The organism is Streptomyces sp. NPDC046887 (genome assembly GCF_040644755.1).
Lineage (GTDB): Bacteria > Actinomycetota > Actinomycetes > Streptomycetales > Streptomycetaceae > Streptomyces > Streptomyces lichenis.
The window spans coordinates 131,278-145,267 of sequence record NZ_JBEYXH010000005.1 but is presented as its reverse complement, the minus strand read 5'-3'; the positions used below and the strand labels follow the sequence as shown (position 1 = coordinate 145,267).

Below are 13,990 nucleotides of genomic sequence, written 5' to 3'. Positions count from 1 at the left end.
TCGCCGTCCCGCCGCCCAAGCCGGACGAATACAAGATCCGCTTCGGGGCCAGGGATGTGGGGATGAAGTGGGCGCGGGGCGCGGGTGTGGTGGTTGGTGCGGCGGTGGGGGATGCGCTGGGTGGGCCCTTCGAGTTCGGGCCGGCGGGGGCGTTCTCGGCGCGGTTCCCGCAGGTGGGGTGCGGGGGTGAGATGGCCGGGGGTGGTGGCTGGGACCCGGGGGAGGCGACGGACGACACGCAGATGGCGGTGCTGGTCGGGGAGTCGTTGCTGGAGCGGGGTGGGCTGGACCTGGCGGATGTGTTCGGGCGGTTTCGGCGGTGGGCGGTGGCCGAGCCCAAGGACATCGGGTTGCAGACCGAGGATGTGCTGACCAGCGGACTGGAGTGGGACCGGGCCGCGGCGGAGCACTTCCGGGTCAATCGGCGTGCGGCGGGGAACGGCGCGCTGATGCGGGCGTCCACGTCGGCGGTGTGGTTCGCGGGGAGAGGGCGGGAGGCGACGATGGACGCGGCTCGGCGGATCTCCGCGCTGACCCATGGCGACCCGGCCGCCTGGGAAGGCACCGCGATCTTCCATGAACTGGTGCGGGTGGCGTTGGAGGGTGGGGACCCGCTCGCGGCGCTGCCGGAGGTGCTCGGGTCCGTCCAGCCGGAGCACCGGGAGAGGTACGCGGTGGTGCTGGCGGCGGACTGGCATCCGGACCTGGCGACCGAGTTCAACGGGGCCGTGTGGCCGTGCCTGGGCTCGGCGGTGTGGGCGCTGCGGACGACGGACGGGTTTGAGGAGGCGGTGCGGGCGGCGGTCGACCTCGGCGGGGACACCGACACGGTGGCGGCGGTGACCGGGGGCCTGGCCGGGGCCTGTTATGGGCTGGAGGCCGTGCCGGGGCGTTGGACGGAGCCGCTGCACGTACCGCTGCCGGGGTGGGGTGAGCGGGTGCTGGGGGTGGAGCAGCTGGTGGGGCTGGCGCGGCGGCTGGAGGCGGGAGTGGGGGAGGGGGAGGGGGAGTAGGGGCGGCCTTGGCTCTGTCGGGTCTGCCGGGCGGCTGTTGGGCCGGGGCGTTGTCAGTGGTGGGGGTCACACTGGAGGCATGTGCCGAAGCATCAAGACGCTCCGTCCGCCCGCGCTGCCGACGGAGGCGACCGAAGAGGACATCAGGGCGGCCGCCCTGCAGTACGTACGGAAGGTGTCCGGGTTCCGGGCGCCCGCCGCGCACAACCGGGAGGTGTTCGACCGGGCGGTGGAGGAGGTCACGGAGGCGACCCGGCGGTTGCTGGAGGGGATAGAGGTGCGGGGGAGCGGAGCGAGGGTGGGCGCTCGGGACGCCTGAGGGCGGCAGCCGAGATGTGCGCGCCGGGCGTGGGTCAGCTCGGGGAGGTCTCCATGGTGTGGGTCAGCCGGCGGTGGAGGGGGTGGGGGTTGGGGGGCGGCGGATGAGGCTGAGGGCGAGGGTGCCGGCGAGGAAGAGGGCGAGGACGGGGACGGCGATCGCGGTCCAGGTCGCGCCCAGCCACTCCCGGCCGAGGTAGCCGAGGCCCACGCTGTAGGTGGCCCAGGCCGCGCCGGCCAGGGCGGACCAGGGCAGGAAGTGGACGGCCCTGCGGCGGGCGGCGCCGGCGGCGAGGGAGACGACGGAGCGGCCGGCGGGGGCGAAGCGGGCCACCACCACCAGGGCCCCGCCGCCGCGGGCGAGGGCGGTGCCGAGTCGTTCCTGCGCCGCGCGCAGCCGGGGGGAGCGGGCCACCGCGCGGTGCAGCCGGGAGCGGCCGTGCCAGGCGAGGCGGTAGGCGGCCAGGTCGCCGAGGAGGGAGGCCGCCGCCGCGCAGAGGGCGAGCGCGGGCAGGGAGCCGTCGCCGGCGGCGGCCACGGTCGCGGCGGTGACCAGCAGGACGCCGCTGGGCAGGATCGGCAGGAACACGTCGAGGAGTACGGAGAGGGCCACCGCCGCGTAGATCCACGGGCCGGCGGCCACGCTTTCGAGCACCTTCACTCCCCGGGTCCGGTCAGCCCCCGGTTCCCTGCGGGCGGTCCCCGTGCCGCGGCGGCTTGGCCGAAAGCGTACGCGCAACGCCCGCCCGGAGGGTCACCCGGGCGGGCACTGGAGCCATGTGCGATGAGCCGACGGCGGTCGGGGAAGGTCGGCGGTGCGGGCGGCGGAGCGGGCGCCGGGAAGACCGCCGGGAAGATCGCCGGAGGAAGGGCCACCGGGCGCGGGCCGGGGCCGCTGGGCCGGGGCCGGTGGATGGGGGGCCAGGGACCCGGGCCGGTGCGGGGAAGCCCAGAGCCCGGGCCGGTGCGTGAGGGCTCAGGGCTCGGAGCGGTCTGCTGGGGCCTGGGCCGGGCGGTGGGGTCAGGCGGTGGCGGGCTCGCGCTCGGGGTCGCGGTTGCGGCCGAGGGCCTTGGCGAAGAGCGCGTCCAGGGCGAACGCGCCCGGGCCGGTGAAGACCAGCAGCAGCATCGTCCAGCAGAACAGCACGGAGGCCTCGCCGGAGTTCTGCAGGGGGAACAGGCCGTCGGCCTGGTGGGCGGTGAAGTAGGCGTACGCCATCGAGCCGGAGGCGAGGAACGCGGCGCTCCGGGTGCCGAGGCCGATCATGACCAGCAGGCCGGTGACGAACTGGATCACCGCCGCGTACCAGCCGGGCCAGGCGCCGACGGGGACGGTGCCGCCACTGCCCTGGGCGCCGCCGAGCACGCCGAACAGCGAGGAGGCGCCGTGGCAGAGGAAGAGCAGGCCGATGACGATCCGGAACAGGCCCAGGGCGTAGGGGCGCGCCTGATCGAGACGGGCGGGGAGAGCGGACATGGGGACTCCTTCGGTTGGGGACGGACCGACGAGCCCATAGGTTAGGGGGACCTAATCTATGCTTGCAAGTTCAACATTTTGCCTTTCGGGATGATGAACGGAGGGAGGGGCGGGCGAGAAGGATCCGGAATCGGGGAGTGGGGCGGGGGAGGGTGGGGGGTCGGCGGGGGTGGTGGGAGTGGTCAGGAGCTTGGTGGGGGCGGGTGGCTGTGGGGGGAGGGGTGCGTGGGGTGTGTGGAGGGTGCTCAGGGCGGCTCGGGCTACGGCGTCGGCGTCGGACAGGGTCACCGAGCCGACGCCGGGCCGGGCCCCGGCCGCGGTCACCCAGTGCACCCCCTCGGTGGGCACCCCCAGGGCGAACCGCCGGGGGTGCGCCCGGCCCGTCGCGTCCACCAGCCGGTACGGGGGCGGGGTGACGTCCAGGCCGCCGGTGTCATGGTCGTCCACCCGGTGGGTGCGGCAGCCGCCGTCCCGTAGCAGCCCGGCCAGCAGTTCGTCCCCGGTGTGCCGCAGGTCGGGCTCGGGCAGCCGGGCCTCGATCAGGGTGGTGGCCGTGACGGCTGAGCCGGGCACGTCGGGGGAGGTGGCGGTGAAGGCGCCGCCCTCGGCCCGTACCTCCATGCGCGGGCCGATGACGCGGAGCACGCCCGCCTCGATCAGGGCGGCCAGCTCCTCGATGCGCCGGCGCGGGGGGCCGATGGAGAGGAAGGCGTTGAGCGGGGTGTACCAGCGTTCGAGGTGCTCACGGCGGGAGTAGCCGGGCAGCCCGGCGTGGTCCACCACCTGGCGTACCTCGTTGCGGATGTCCCGCAGGACGTCCAGCGCGGCCTTGACCGGCCCGGAGACATTGCCGAGCGCCGCGTCGGCCGCGTCGGCGCGCAGATGGTCCAGCAGCCAGGAGCGGAAGTCGGCGGGGGAGGTGAAGGGGCGGTGGGTGGAGGGGTGTTCGATCCGGTCCCAGGACCAGCGGGCCGCCGCCGGTATGGCGTACTCGTCCAGTACGGCGGTCAGGTCGGCGGAGTCGTAGGGGGCGGCGGTCAGGCGGGTCGCCAGTTCTCCCTGTTCCGTGCGTACCCGGAGGAGGGTGGTGTAGTAGACGGTCTCCACCTCACGGGCGATCAGGGGCCACACCTCCTGGCGGAAGTCCGGTGGGTCGCCCGCCTCGGCGCGCTTGCGGAAACGTTCCACGACGTCGGGGGTGAGCAGCCGGGGAGTGTGCCGGTCCGATGCCCCCTTCTCGTTGTCGCCGCGCGCCTGGTAGGGCACACCGCGGCGGGAGCCCGCGTACAGCAGCGGCTCGCGGCCGGAGGGGCGGTAGGTCAGGCGGCCGGAGGCACCGTCCCGTTCGAAGGTGCCGCCGCGACCGGCCGTCAGCAGGGCCATGTGGTCGAAGAAGTTGAGGCCGAGGCCGCGGAGGAGGACCGGCTCGCGGGGTGCGATCTCGCCGAGGGGGTGAGCGAGGTCGGCGGGGTTGGCGGGGGGTAGGTGGCGCAGGCCGTGGCGTGCGGCGTACGCCCCCAGGGCGGATGGGGTACGGGAGGTGGGGAGGTGGCCCTGGGCCAGGATGACGGCTTGAAGGTTGTTCAGAACGGTGCCGTCCGCGAGGGTGAGGGTCTGCCGGCCGTCGGGCTGGTCGGCCAGGTGGACGGCGCGTGTTCGGTGGGTCCGTACGGTGACTTCGGGTGGTGCGTTCCGTACGGCGCGGGTGAACGCCCATTCCAGGTAGGCCCCGTAGCAGGCGCGGGTGGGGTAGTCGTCGGGGCCGAGCGGGAGGTGGCGGGCGGCCGCCCACTCGTAGAGGCTCGGCCCCCGGCGTATCGGGCCCTCGCACTCCACGCTCTCGTCGGTGAAGACCGTCACCTGGCAGGCCACCGTGTTCATCAGCAGTTCGGCCGGCTGGTCGGTGCGCCACACCCGACCCGCGCCCGGCGGGGACGGGTCCACGAGGTGCACCGTCAGCGGGGTGCCCGCCGCCAGTTCCGGAACGGAGGCGCAGAGCCGTTCGAGCACCGAGGTGCCTCGGGGTCCTGCGCCGACCAGGGCTATGGCATGGGCAACTGCGGTCGAGACCGTCAAGATTCGGACTCCCTGGACAGGGTGGCACGGCACACGGAAGGGACATCATGCCGCTGTACCCCGGCGTACCGAAGCGTTGGCCAGGACGTTGCCGTCCGCTATGCGGGGAAAGGCAGCGAGCCTGTCCCGGACGTTCACCGGACGTTCACAGCCCCTGACCAGGGTCGTGCGGTGGGAGCTTAGGCGCCGCCGCCCCGGGTGAGGCTGCGTTGGTGGGCGGTGCGCAGCTCGGACTTCGCGCCGCCGGGGCGGGTGGCCGCCTGTTCCAGACGCAGCCGTGCCGAGCGGCCGCGCAGCGACAGGGTCATCAACTGGTTGCCGAACCAGGGCCCGCCGGTCCGCTTCCAGTGCACCGGCGGCAGCCCCGCCCGCCCGTGCCGCAGCAGCACCTTGCCCAGGGCCCGCCCCGCCCCGCTCCAGCCGAAGCGGAACGCCATCCGCATCGAGCGCGGCACCCCGTTGTGCACCGGGGAGCAGGTCAGCTGGACCACCTCGGCGTCCGGCGCGGCATCGGCCGGCCAGCGCGGCTCGGCCACGTACGCGTGATGCACGTCGCCGGAGAGTACGCAGATCGTGGCGGGCGCGTCCGGGCCGCTGCCCGCCTCGGCCAGCAGCCGGGCCAGCTTCTCGAACGAGTCCGGGAAGGCGCCCCAGTGCTCCAGGTCGGCCGCGCGCCGGATCTTCTCCGAGAACCCGGCCCAGCGCGGACCCCGCTCGCCCCGGCAGAGCGCCGCGTTCCAGGTCTCGGCGTCATGCACCAGCGGCGGCAGCAGCCACGGCAGCGAGGTGCCGACCAGCAGATGGTCCACCTCCGAGCGGCGGTCCGTCATCTGCTCCCAGACCCAGTGCGCCTCCTCGTCGTCGAGCATGGCCCGCTCGGACTCCTTGAGCACCCGGGCCGCCCGGCTGTCGATCATCACCAGCCGGGTCCGCCCGAAGTCCCGGCGGTAGCTCCAGCGGGTGCGCGAGGGGTCCTCGTCGGCCTCGACGGCGAACGCCCGCAGCGCCTCGGTGCCGTCCTCGGAGCCGCTGACCTTCGCGTACACCGGGTCGGCGGCCAGCTCGTCGGGGGAGAGGTTGCCGATGTGCTGGTGCACCCAGTACGTCATCAGCCCGCTGAGGATGCGCTCGTTCCACCAGTCGGTGCGGCGCATGTCCGCCACCCAGGCGGCGCTGGTGTTCCAGTCGTCGATCACATCGTGGTCGTCGAAGATCATGCAGCTGGGGACGGTGGAGAGCAGCCAGCGCACTCCGGGGTCGCGCCAGGACTCGTCGTAGAGGTGGGTGTACTCCTCGTAGTCCGCGACCTGGTCCCCGGGCGGCTTCTTCAGGTCCCGCCGGGTGGCCAGCCAGTCGCGGGTGGCCTCGGAGACCTCGTCGGCGTACACCTGGTCGCCGAGCAGCAGCAGCACGTCGGGCCGCTCGCCGCCCGGGTCGGCCGCGATCCGCCGGGCCAGCGAGTCCAGGGCGTCCGGGCCGACCGGGTCCTCGCCGCCGGCCGGGGGCGACGCCCAGCGGCAGGAGCCGAAGGTCACCCGTACCTCGTCGGCGGCGGCCGGGTCCGGGGCGGCGATGGTGGAGGCCGGGAAACGGGAGTCGGCGGGCGGCCACACCGTCTCGCCGTCCACCGCCACCTCGTACGCGGTGGTGGTGCCGGGGGTCAGCCCGGTGACCGTCACCAGCGCGTAGTGGTGGCCGGCCACCCGGAAGGTGCGCGCGGTGCCGCCCGCGCCGTCCGCGCACCGCACCTCGACCTCCCCGGGCCCCTGGGTCTCCACCCAGACGGTCGCCCGGTCGCCGCGGTCGAAGTCCACGTACCGCAGCAGCGGCCCGAGCCGCAGTTCCGCCGCCATGCCGGCCTCCTCGTCGCCTGCCCCACCCGGCTCTCGGGTGCGTGCGCCGCCGGTACGCGAGGTGCGTGCCGCGGCGCTGTGCGCGCGCCCTCGTATGGGGCGCGCGGAGCCACCGCGGTACGCGGACACGGGTCGCCGCTTCCGCGGTGGCTCTCCCTGCACCGTACGGGTGCCCGGAATACCGGCGCGGCAGCACACCGGTCCGGATCCGGAGGGGAAAGGGGGCGGACGGGCGGTTCAGCAGCCGCTGAGCTGGGACTGCAGGGCGCTCTTCTCGGCCGAGTCGACGCTGAGGTTCCAGTGGTGCTTCACATGCACCCACATACGGGCGTAGGTGCAGCGGTAGGAGGTGCGCGAGGGCACCCACTCGGCCGGGTCCTTGTCGCCCTTGGCCTGGTTGACGTTGTCGGTGACCGCGATCAGCTGGGGCCGGGTGAGGTCGTTGGCGAAGGCCTGGCGCTGGGAGGTGGTCCAGCCGTTGGCGCCGGAGCGCCAGGCCTCGGCGAGCGGCACCATGTGGTCGATGTCCACGTCGGAGGCGGCGCTCCAGGTGGCACCGTCGTACTCGGAGAACCAGCTGCCGCTGATGGCCGCACAGGAGGAGTCCGTCACCACACCGGAGCCGTCGCGCTTCAGCACGGTCTCGCGGGTGTTGCAGCTGCCGGAGACGGTGCTCCAGTGCGGGAACATGTCGCGGCTGTAGCCGCTGGAGGAGCCTTCCGTCCGGACGGAGAGCTCGGCGAGGTAGGCACGGGCGGTGGCGGCGCTGACCGGGGTGGGCGGGGCGGCCTGGGCGGTGGGCGCGGCGGTCAGCAGGGTGGTGGCGGTGAGCGCGGCGGCCGCGGCGAGACCGGATATGCGACGCGCGTAGACAGCGGACATAGGTGAACTCCCTGGGGGTGGCGGGACCTTGGCGCCCTGGGTGGCTGGCGCCACCGGGAGCGGGGGTACGGCTCGGTCATCCTGGTGGCGCGACGTTGCCGTGAGGGGTGCGCCGGGTAACAGGGTGACGACATGGGCACGTCACATCAAGGGGTGACGGCGGTTCGCTCAGGGCTTGTTGGCGGTTCGGTGGGTGGGTGTGGGGGTGTTTGGGGCGGGGTGGGGTGGTTGGGTACGGGGGGGTGGGTGCTGGGGCCGGTCGCCGGGGCCGGTTGCCGCCCGGCTGGACGGTCCGCCGCCTCGTCGTCACCGGTACCGTCGAGAGGAGTGCGGTACGTCGACTGGGAGGTCCCATGCCTGAGGTGATCCCGTTCGGTCAGCGGCTCCGGCGTCTGCGTGAACGCCGGGGAATGACGCGCCCCTTGCTGGGTGGGCTGGTCGGCCGAAGCGCGGAGTGGGTGAAGGCGGTGGAAACGGGCCGGGTGGGTGTGCCCAGGCTTCCCTTGCTGCTGCGCCTCGCCGATGTGCTGTCCGTGGACGACCTCGCCGAACTCACGGGAGAGGAGCGGCTGTCCGCCGCCTCGTACACCAAGGCCGTGCATGACGGACTGCCCGCCGTGGCCGCCGCGTTGGCGGCCTACCGGTTCGACCACGCCGACGAGGCGCCGGAGACCGTCACGGCGCTGCGGCTCCGGCTGACCGATGCCTGGCAGGCGTGGCACGCCACCGGTCGGCACCGGACAAAGGTTGCCGCCGTCCTGCCCGACCTCCTCGCCGACGTCCAGCACGCGGTGCGGTCCACCGAGGGGAAGCCGCGCCGTCAGGCGCAGGCGATGCTGGCGGAGGTCTACCACCTGGCGCAGCTCTTCCTCAGCTTCCAGCCCGCCGCCGAGCTGGTCATGCTCACCGGCGACCGGGCCATGGGCGCGGCGCAGGACGCCGACAGCCCGCGCGCCATCGCGGGCGCGGCCTGGTACATGAACCATGTGTTCCGCGACGCGGGTGAGCGGCACGAGGCCCGCGTCGAACTGGCCATGCGCGCGGCCGAGTTGCTGGAGCCGGACCGGGACCCGGACGCGCTGGCGCGCTGGGGGCTGCTCCAGCTGGCGGTGGCCCTGTCGTACGCCAAGATCGGACGCGGCGGGGACGCCGAACGCTTCTGGGACCGCGCGGACGACGCCGCGAACCGTCTGGGCGCCGGATACGCGCACCCGTATCTGGTCTTCGGGCGCGGCATGGTGGACGCCTACGCCATCACGATCCGTGCCGACCTGGCGCAGGGCCGGGACGCCGTGGCGGCGGCGGAGGCGATCGACGTGGCCGCCATGCCGTCCGCGACCAGGCGGGCGTTCCATGCGATCGAGAGCGCCCGGGCGTACCGCATGCAGCGGGAACCCCTCGCCGTGGTGCACCTGCTCAAGCGGGCGTACGAGGAGTCGCCGGAGACCGCGCAGTACAACCGCTTCACCCGGGCAGCGGTGGCCGAACTCGCCGCCAACGGCCCTGCCTTGGTGCGCGCCGAGGCCGAGACGCTGCGTCGGCGGGTGGGAGTGCCTGCCGCCGGTTGAGGGGTACGGGGTCTACCTCCGCGCGAGGGGGTCGCCCCGGTACCCGTCGGTCGCCGATGACGGTCCTACCTTCGGTGTGTAGTCGATTCCCTACTCACCGGAGTTGCCATGAGTGTCGTTGCTGGGCTCGTCACACCACCACCGAGGGGCGTCGCGCCCTGTCGAGGTGGGGCCTGATGACCATGACCGTCACCCCCCACCCCACCGGCCACCCCGGGTACAGCGAGACCCTGCCCTGCCACCCCCGCAGCGCGGCCGCCGCGCGGCGGTTGGTGCGGGTGGCGCTGGCCGTCTGGGGGCTGCCGGAGCTCGCCGAGGACGCGGGTCTGGTCGTCACCGAGCTGGTGGCCAATGCCGCCCGGCACGCGCAGGGGCGGCCGGTGCGGGTCGCGGTGGAGCGGCCTGCCGCACACCGAGTGCGGGTCTCGGTCGCGGACGGGTCCAAGGTGCCGCCGGAGCCCCGGCAGCCTCGGGTGGACGACGAGCGGGGGCGCGGACTGGCCTTGGTCAACGCGCTCGCGGCCGACTGGGGGACGGAGCCGCTGGCGACGGGGAAGCGGGTCTGGGCCGAGCTGGAGGGGGCGCGGCGCGGATGAGCGAGGAACGTGAGCGGCCGTGGGTCGGCGACCTGGTGCATGACGCGGACACCGGGCGGCAGGGGATCGTCACCGATGTGCGGCGGGGGGGCTATGTGCTCCGGCCGGAGCAGGGGCCGGGGGCGTGGGCCTGGACTTCGGAGCGGCCGGAGCGGTTGGGCGTGGTGGTGGCCCGGGAGGAGATGGGGGAGCGGTGGTAGCGGGACGGAGGCCCAGGGGGAAGGCCCGTGCGGTCGGTGGCGGCGCGCGTACGCTCTGGGGGAGGACGAGCGGGGCGAGCCGCTGCTCGGGCCCGCACCCGAGAGCCCGGCGCCCCGCCCACCGCCGGCTTCTCGGCGGTGTTCGACAGGGCCTTTGCTCTGCTGTGGGGACTGGTGGCAGCCGCGCATGTCTATATGGAGGTCCGGCTCATCCAGTGGCTCGCCATGAGCGGCCGGCCGAAGGCGCCGCTACTGGCGGAACGGGTGACCTGGGTCGCCGGGATCGGGTTCGTGATGCTTCTGTTCGGCGCGGTGCTGCCGCTGGTGGTGATCCGCTACGTCGCGACGATGCCGTATCTGCTCAGGTCGAACGGGCTGGGGCGGCTGCTTCGGCCCGTCATCATGGTGATGGTCCAGCCCGTGCTGAAAGCGCAGGCGCGTTACCGGGCGGAGCATCCGGGGAGCGGCGTCGCGGGCAGAGAGCGCGGGGCGCCCTAGCCGGTGGTCACGTGCCTGTGAGGGAGCGGGGCGGCGGCCTCGGGCGGTACGCGCCTACGCGTCGAACCTACGCGTCGAAGTGGAGCAGCGGGGTCCCGTCCGGGCCGTCGGTCGTGACGCGTACCCGGGTCAGGTCCGGGACATGGACGTCGGGGGCGTAGGCGGCCGCGCGGGGGCCCACGCCGATCACCCGCATTCCGGCGGCGCGGCCCGCTGCGATGCCCGCCTCGGAGTCCTCGAAGACCAGGCAGTCGGACGGGTCGACGCCCAGCTCGGCGGCGCCCTTGAGGAAGCCCTCGGGGTCGGGCTTGCTGGCGCCCACGTTCTCCGCGGTCACCCGTATCTCCGGCATCGCGAGCCCCGCCGCCGCCATCCGCGCCCCGGCCAGCCGGGCGTCGGCGGAGGTGACCAGGGCGTGCGGGAGCGCGGTCAGCGCGGCCATGAACGCGGGGGCGCCCTCGACCGGGACGACGCCGTCCATGTCGGCCGTCTCCTCGGCGAGCATGACCCGGTTGTCGGCGAGGTTCTGCTCCATCGGGCGGTCGGGGAGGAGCAGCGCCATGGTGGCGTACCCCTGCCGACCGTGCACCACCTTCAGCGCCTCGTCCGGGTCGATGCCGTGCTCTACGGCCCAGCGGCGCCAGCAGCGCTCGACGACGGCGTCGGAGTTGACCAGCGTGCCGTCCATGTCGAGCAGCAGCGCCCGCGCGGCGATCGAGACGGGGGAGGTGGGGGAGGGGGCGGCCGAGGTCATAAAGGGTTCCGTCCGGGCAGGGGGCGGGGGTACGAAGCGGTTCGCCCGCCGGTCAGGGAGTGCGGGCGAACCACTTTGTTCCTGCAATATACAAAACGAGGGGCGGGGTGCGCCACCGGGGGCGCCGGTGGGGCGGTCGGGGAGGGGGCTGGGCGCCCCGCCGAGGTGTCAGAGGGCGCGCATAGGGTGTGGATCATGTCGGACGATTCCCCTCTCGCCGAGAGTCACGGTTCCCCTCTCGCCGAGGGTCACGATTCCTCTATCGTGGAGAGTCGCGATTCCCCTCTCCTGGGGAGTCTGCGTGCCGCTGTCGCCGCCGCTCCCGCCGATCTGCCCCTGCGGCTGCATCTGGCCCAGCTGCTGCTGGACGCGGGCCGCTCGGAGGCCGCCGTCGCCGAGGTGGCCGTGGCCCTCCAGCACGCGCCGGGCGACGCCCAGGCCCGGGAGCTGATGGCCCGGGCGATCGGCGCACCGGCGACGCACACCCCGGACGCGCCGCCGGAACCGTCCCTGCCCGCGCAACCCCCGGCCCCACGCCCCGGGTTCGACTGGAAGGCCGCCGAGCAGCAGGTCGGGGATGTGGTGCCGCCGCGGTTCGTGGAGGCGCCGGCCCCTGCGGACGGGCAGGGCGGTCAGGGCGGGCAGGAGGGCCCGGGGGACGCCGACGCGTGGGAGGTGGAGGCGCCCGGCGGGGTGCGGCTGGCGGATGTGGGCGGCTTGGAGGAGGTGAAGGACCGGCTGGAGGCGGCTTTCCTCGCGCCGCTGCGCAACCCGGAGCTGCGCAAGCTGTACGGCAAGAGCCTGCGCGGCGGGCTGCTGCTGTACGGGCCGCCCGGCTGCGGCAAGACGTTCATCGCGCGGGCCGTCGCCGGAGAGCTGGGCGCCGCGTTCCTGTCGGTGTCGGTCAACGACGTGCTGGATATGTGGCTCGGCAACTCCGAGCGCAATATGCACCAGGTCTTCGAGACCGCCCGCCGCCAGGCGCCCTGCGTGGTCTTCCTGGACGAGCTGGACGCCCTCGGCGCCAAGCGTAGCCGCAGCGCCCACAGCGGCACCCGCAACACGGTGAACCAGCTGCTCACCGAGCTCGACGGCATCGACTCGGGGGCGAACGAGGGTGTGTTCGTGCTGGCCGCCACCAATGTGCCCTGGGATGTCGACAACGCCCTGCGCCGCCCCGGCCGACTGGACCGGACGATCCTGGTGCTGCCGCCCGACGCCCCCGCCCGGGAGGCGATCCTCCGCTACCACCTGCGCGAGCGGCCCATCGAGAACGTCGACCTGGGCAAGCTGGTCAAGGCCACCGACGGCCTGTCCGGGGCGGACCTGGCGCATGTCTGCGAGGCGGCGGCCGAGCGGGCGCTGCTGGACTCGGCGCGCCTCGGCACCGTCCGCATGATCGGTATGAAGGACCTGCTGGCCGCGGCGAAGGAGGTCGCGCCGTCCGCCGAGCCCTGGTTCGCCTCCGCGCGGAACGTGGCGATGTTCGCCAACGAGGGCGGGATGTACGACGACCTCGTCACGTATCTGAAGAAGAGGCGCAAGCTGTGACCACCGCCCCGCACCCCGCCGTGGAGCGGGCCGACCTGCTCATCGACCTGAAGCGGTACGAGGAGGCCCGGGAGCTGCTGGCCCGGCGGCTCGCGGAGGACCCGGAGGACATTCGGGCCTGGGTCAAGCTCGCCCGTAGCCATCTCGGCGCTGAGAAGGACGGCGCCAGGGCTCTGGAGGCGACGGAGCAGGCGCTGGCGTTGGACTCCGGGGATATCGGGGCGCTCACCATGCACGCGCACGCCTTGCGTGCGGCAGGGCGCTTCCCGGAGACAGAGGGCGTCGTGCGCGAGGTGATCCGCCTCGCCCCCGACCACTGGCACGGCTATGCGCTGCTCGCCGACTGGCTGTGGCGCATCGCGTTGGTCCGCTCCGGGCAGGCCAACGGCGGCGAGGCGCGGAGGGAGGACATCCTCCCCGCGCTGCGTGAGTCCGGCGAACTGGTCCGGGAGGCGATCCGGCTGGCGCCGGAGGAGGTGTACGCCTACGAGGTGGCGCAGCTCATCGCCGACATGGCGGGCGACCGGGCCACCGCCGAGCAGATGGACGAGGCCATCCTCCGGCTCGACCCGCAGCATGAGTACGCGCTGGCCCGGTGGACCGGTAAGGCCGCCTCCGCACCCGGCGTCAACGCCACGCGGGCCGCCACCCTGTACGCGGACGGGCTGGCCTCCGCCCCGGACTCGACGCCGATGCGGCAGGGCCTGGACCAGGCCTCGTACCGTCTGCTGCGCGGCATCCGTTGGCTGGCGCTGCTCTGTCTGGGCCTCGCCGCCGCGGGCGTGGACCTGTTCGCGACAGACGGGCAGGCGCAGCGGGAGCTGCCGCTGCCGCTGGGCCAGCGGCTCTGGGACCTGGTCCCCATGGCCGTGGTCTGGGGTCTGGGCGCCCTGCTGAGGTACCGCCGGCTGCGCGCCGGGGTCCGGGTCAATCTGCGCGCGCTGGTGCGGCGCCGCACCTGGCCCCGGGTCGTCCTGGCCCAGGCGGCCTGGGTCATGCTCTGCGCGCTGCTGATCACCCAGATCCCCTGGACGGAGCGCACCGTTCCGCAGGTGCTGTTCTGGGCCGCTCTGCTGACGACGGTGGCGACGATGTGGTTCGACCGGAGGAAGGGCGTCTGAGGGGCGGAAGAGCGGAAGAAGGGTGCCTGGGGGAGGGGGAAGGGCGCCGGGGGCGACGGGTGCCCATTCCGTATCCGGGATGA

At 73.9% G+C, this 13,990-nt stretch carries 14 protein-coding genes; 8 read left to right on the top strand and 6 right to left on the bottom strand.

Annotation, left to right across the window (positions count from 1 at the left end; genetic code table 11):
* Positions 1-62: 62 nt before the first annotated feature.
* Both ABZ945_RS07925 and ABZ945_RS07920 read left to right on the top strand, forming a co-directional pair.
* Positions 63-1,013 (top strand): ADP-ribosylglycohydrolase family protein, encoded by a 951-nt coding sequence (locus ABZ945_RS07925; protein WP_361266003.1) that lies wholly within the window; start codon positions 63-65, stop codon positions 1,011-1,013.
* Positions 1,014-1,092: 79 nt separating this feature from the next.
* Positions 1,093-1,332: a DUF2277 domain-containing protein gene (locus ABZ945_RS07920; RefSeq protein WP_361265658.1), complete on the top strand. Its 240-nt coding sequence runs from the start codon at positions 1,093-1,095 to the stop codon at positions 1,330-1,332.
* Between the two features lie 63 nt (positions 1,333-1,395).
* Here ABZ945_RS07920 and ABZ945_RS07915 read toward each other — a convergent pair whose 3' ends face one another.
* The 5 genes from ABZ945_RS07915 to ABZ945_RS07895 form a co-directional block, all read right to left on the bottom strand.
* Positions 1,396-1,986 (bottom strand): VTT domain-containing protein, encoded by a 591-nt coding sequence (locus tag ABZ945_RS07915; protein ID WP_361265655.1) that lies wholly within the window; start codon positions 1,984-1,986, stop codon positions 1,396-1,398.
* 366 nt (positions 1,987-2,352) lie between these two features.
* Positions 2,353-2,808, bottom strand: a complete 456-nt coding sequence (locus ABZ945_RS07910; protein WP_361265652.1) for a DoxX family protein — start codon at positions 2,806-2,808, stop codon at positions 2,353-2,355.
* A 51-nt stretch (positions 2,809-2,859) separates the two neighbouring features.
* Complete coding sequence (locus ABZ945_RS07905) at positions 2,860-4,884, bottom strand: FAD/NAD(P)-binding protein (RefSeq protein WP_361265649.1); 2,025 nt, start codon at positions 4,882-4,884, stop codon at positions 2,860-2,862.
* 179 nt (positions 4,885-5,063) lie between these two features.
* Positions 5,064-6,737 (bottom strand): alkaline phosphatase D family protein, encoded by a 1,674-nt coding sequence (locus ABZ945_RS07900; protein WP_361265646.1) that lies wholly within the window; start codon positions 6,735-6,737, stop codon positions 5,064-5,066.
* Positions 6,738-6,974: 237 nt separating this feature from the next.
* The gene (locus ABZ945_RS07895; protein WP_361265643.1) at positions 6,975-7,619 is read right to left on the bottom strand and encodes an HNH endonuclease family protein; all 645 of its coding nucleotides are present in this window, start codon (positions 7,617-7,619) and stop codon (positions 6,975-6,977) included.
* A gap of 353 nt (positions 7,620-7,972) precedes the next feature.
* Between ABZ945_RS07895 and ABZ945_RS07890 the strand changes: the two genes are divergently transcribed.
* From ABZ945_RS07890 to ABZ945_RS07875, 4 genes are all read left to right on the top strand, one after another.
* Positions 7,973-9,187: a helix-turn-helix domain-containing protein gene (locus tag ABZ945_RS07890; RefSeq protein ID WP_361265640.1), complete on the top strand. Its 1,215-nt coding sequence runs from the start codon at positions 7,973-7,975 to the stop codon at positions 9,185-9,187.
* A gap of 176 nt (positions 9,188-9,363) precedes the next feature.
* Positions 9,364-9,783, top strand: a complete 420-nt coding sequence (locus tag ABZ945_RS07885) for an ATP-binding protein (protein WP_361265637.1) — start codon at positions 9,364-9,366, stop codon at positions 9,781-9,783.
* Complete coding sequence (locus ABZ945_RS07880; RefSeq protein ID WP_361265634.1) at positions 9,780-9,983, top strand: hypothetical protein; 204 nt, start codon at positions 9,780-9,782, stop codon at positions 9,981-9,983. Before ABZ945_RS07885 ends, ABZ945_RS07880 begins: the two co-directional genes overlap by 4 nt.
* A gap of 138 nt (positions 9,984-10,121) precedes the next feature.
* Positions 10,122-10,481 carry a hypothetical protein gene (locus ABZ945_RS07875; RefSeq protein WP_361265631.1) on the top strand — a complete coding sequence of 120 codons (360 nt, stop codon included), beginning with the start codon at positions 10,122-10,124 and terminating at the stop codon, positions 10,479-10,481.
* 67 nt (positions 10,482-10,548) lie between these two features.
* Here ABZ945_RS07875 and ABZ945_RS07870 read toward each other — a convergent pair whose 3' ends face one another.
* Positions 10,549-11,235 carry an HAD-IA family hydrolase gene (locus ABZ945_RS07870; protein ID WP_361265628.1) on the bottom strand — a complete coding sequence of 229 codons (687 nt, stop codon included), beginning with the start codon at positions 11,233-11,235 and terminating at the stop codon, positions 10,549-10,551.
* A gap of 264 nt (positions 11,236-11,499) precedes the next feature.
* On the opposite strand from ABZ945_RS07870, the gene ABZ945_RS07865 reads away from it, so the two are divergent.
* Together ABZ945_RS07865 and ABZ945_RS07860 are read left to right on the top strand one after the other, a co-directional pair.
* Positions 11,500-12,786, top strand: a complete 1,287-nt coding sequence (locus ABZ945_RS07865) for an ATP-binding protein (RefSeq protein WP_361265625.1) — start codon at positions 11,500-11,502, stop codon at positions 12,784-12,786.
* Positions 12,783-13,907 carry a tetratricopeptide repeat protein gene (locus tag ABZ945_RS07860; RefSeq protein ID WP_361265622.1) on the top strand — a complete coding sequence of 375 codons (1,125 nt, stop codon included), beginning with the start codon at positions 12,783-12,785 and terminating at the stop codon, positions 13,905-13,907. The genes ABZ945_RS07865 and ABZ945_RS07860 overlap by 4 nt, the downstream gene beginning before the upstream one ends.
* The last annotated feature ends 83 nt before the right edge of the window (positions 13,908-13,990 follow it).

Coding starts and splice junctions, on each gene's coding strand:
- ABZ945_RS07900 (WP_361265646.1), bottom strand. CDS start 6,737: ATGGCGGCGGAACTGCGGCTCGGGCCGCTGCTGCGGTACGTGGACTTC.
- ABZ945_RS07910 (WP_361265652.1), bottom strand. CDS start 2,808: ATGTCCGCTCTCCCCGCCCGTCTCGATCAGGCGCGCCCCTACGCCCTG.
- ABZ945_RS07880 (WP_361265634.1), top strand. CDS start 9,780: ATGAGCGAGGAACGTGAGCGGCCGTGGGTCGGCGACCTGGTGCATGAC.
- ABZ945_RS07920 (WP_361265658.1), top strand. CDS start 1,093: ATGTGCCGAAGCATCAAGACGCTCCGTCCGCCCGCGCTGCCGACGGAG.
- ABZ945_RS07895 (WP_361265643.1), bottom strand. CDS start 7,619: ATGTCCGCTGTCTACGCGCGTCGCATATCCGGTCTCGCCGCGGCCGCC.
- ABZ945_RS07885 (WP_361265637.1), top strand. CDS start 9,364: ATGACCATGACCGTCACCCCCCACCCCACCGGCCACCCCGGGTACAGC.
- ABZ945_RS07925 (WP_361266003.1), top strand. CDS start 63: ATGAAGTGGGCGCGGGGCGCGGGTGTGGTGGTTGGTGCGGCGGTGGGG.
- ABZ945_RS07890 (WP_361265640.1), top strand. CDS start 7,973: ATGCCTGAGGTGATCCCGTTCGGTCAGCGGCTCCGGCGTCTGCGTGAA.
- ABZ945_RS07870 (WP_361265628.1), bottom strand. CDS start 11,235: ATGACCTCGGCCGCCCCCTCCCCCACCTCCCCCGTCTCGATCGCCGCG.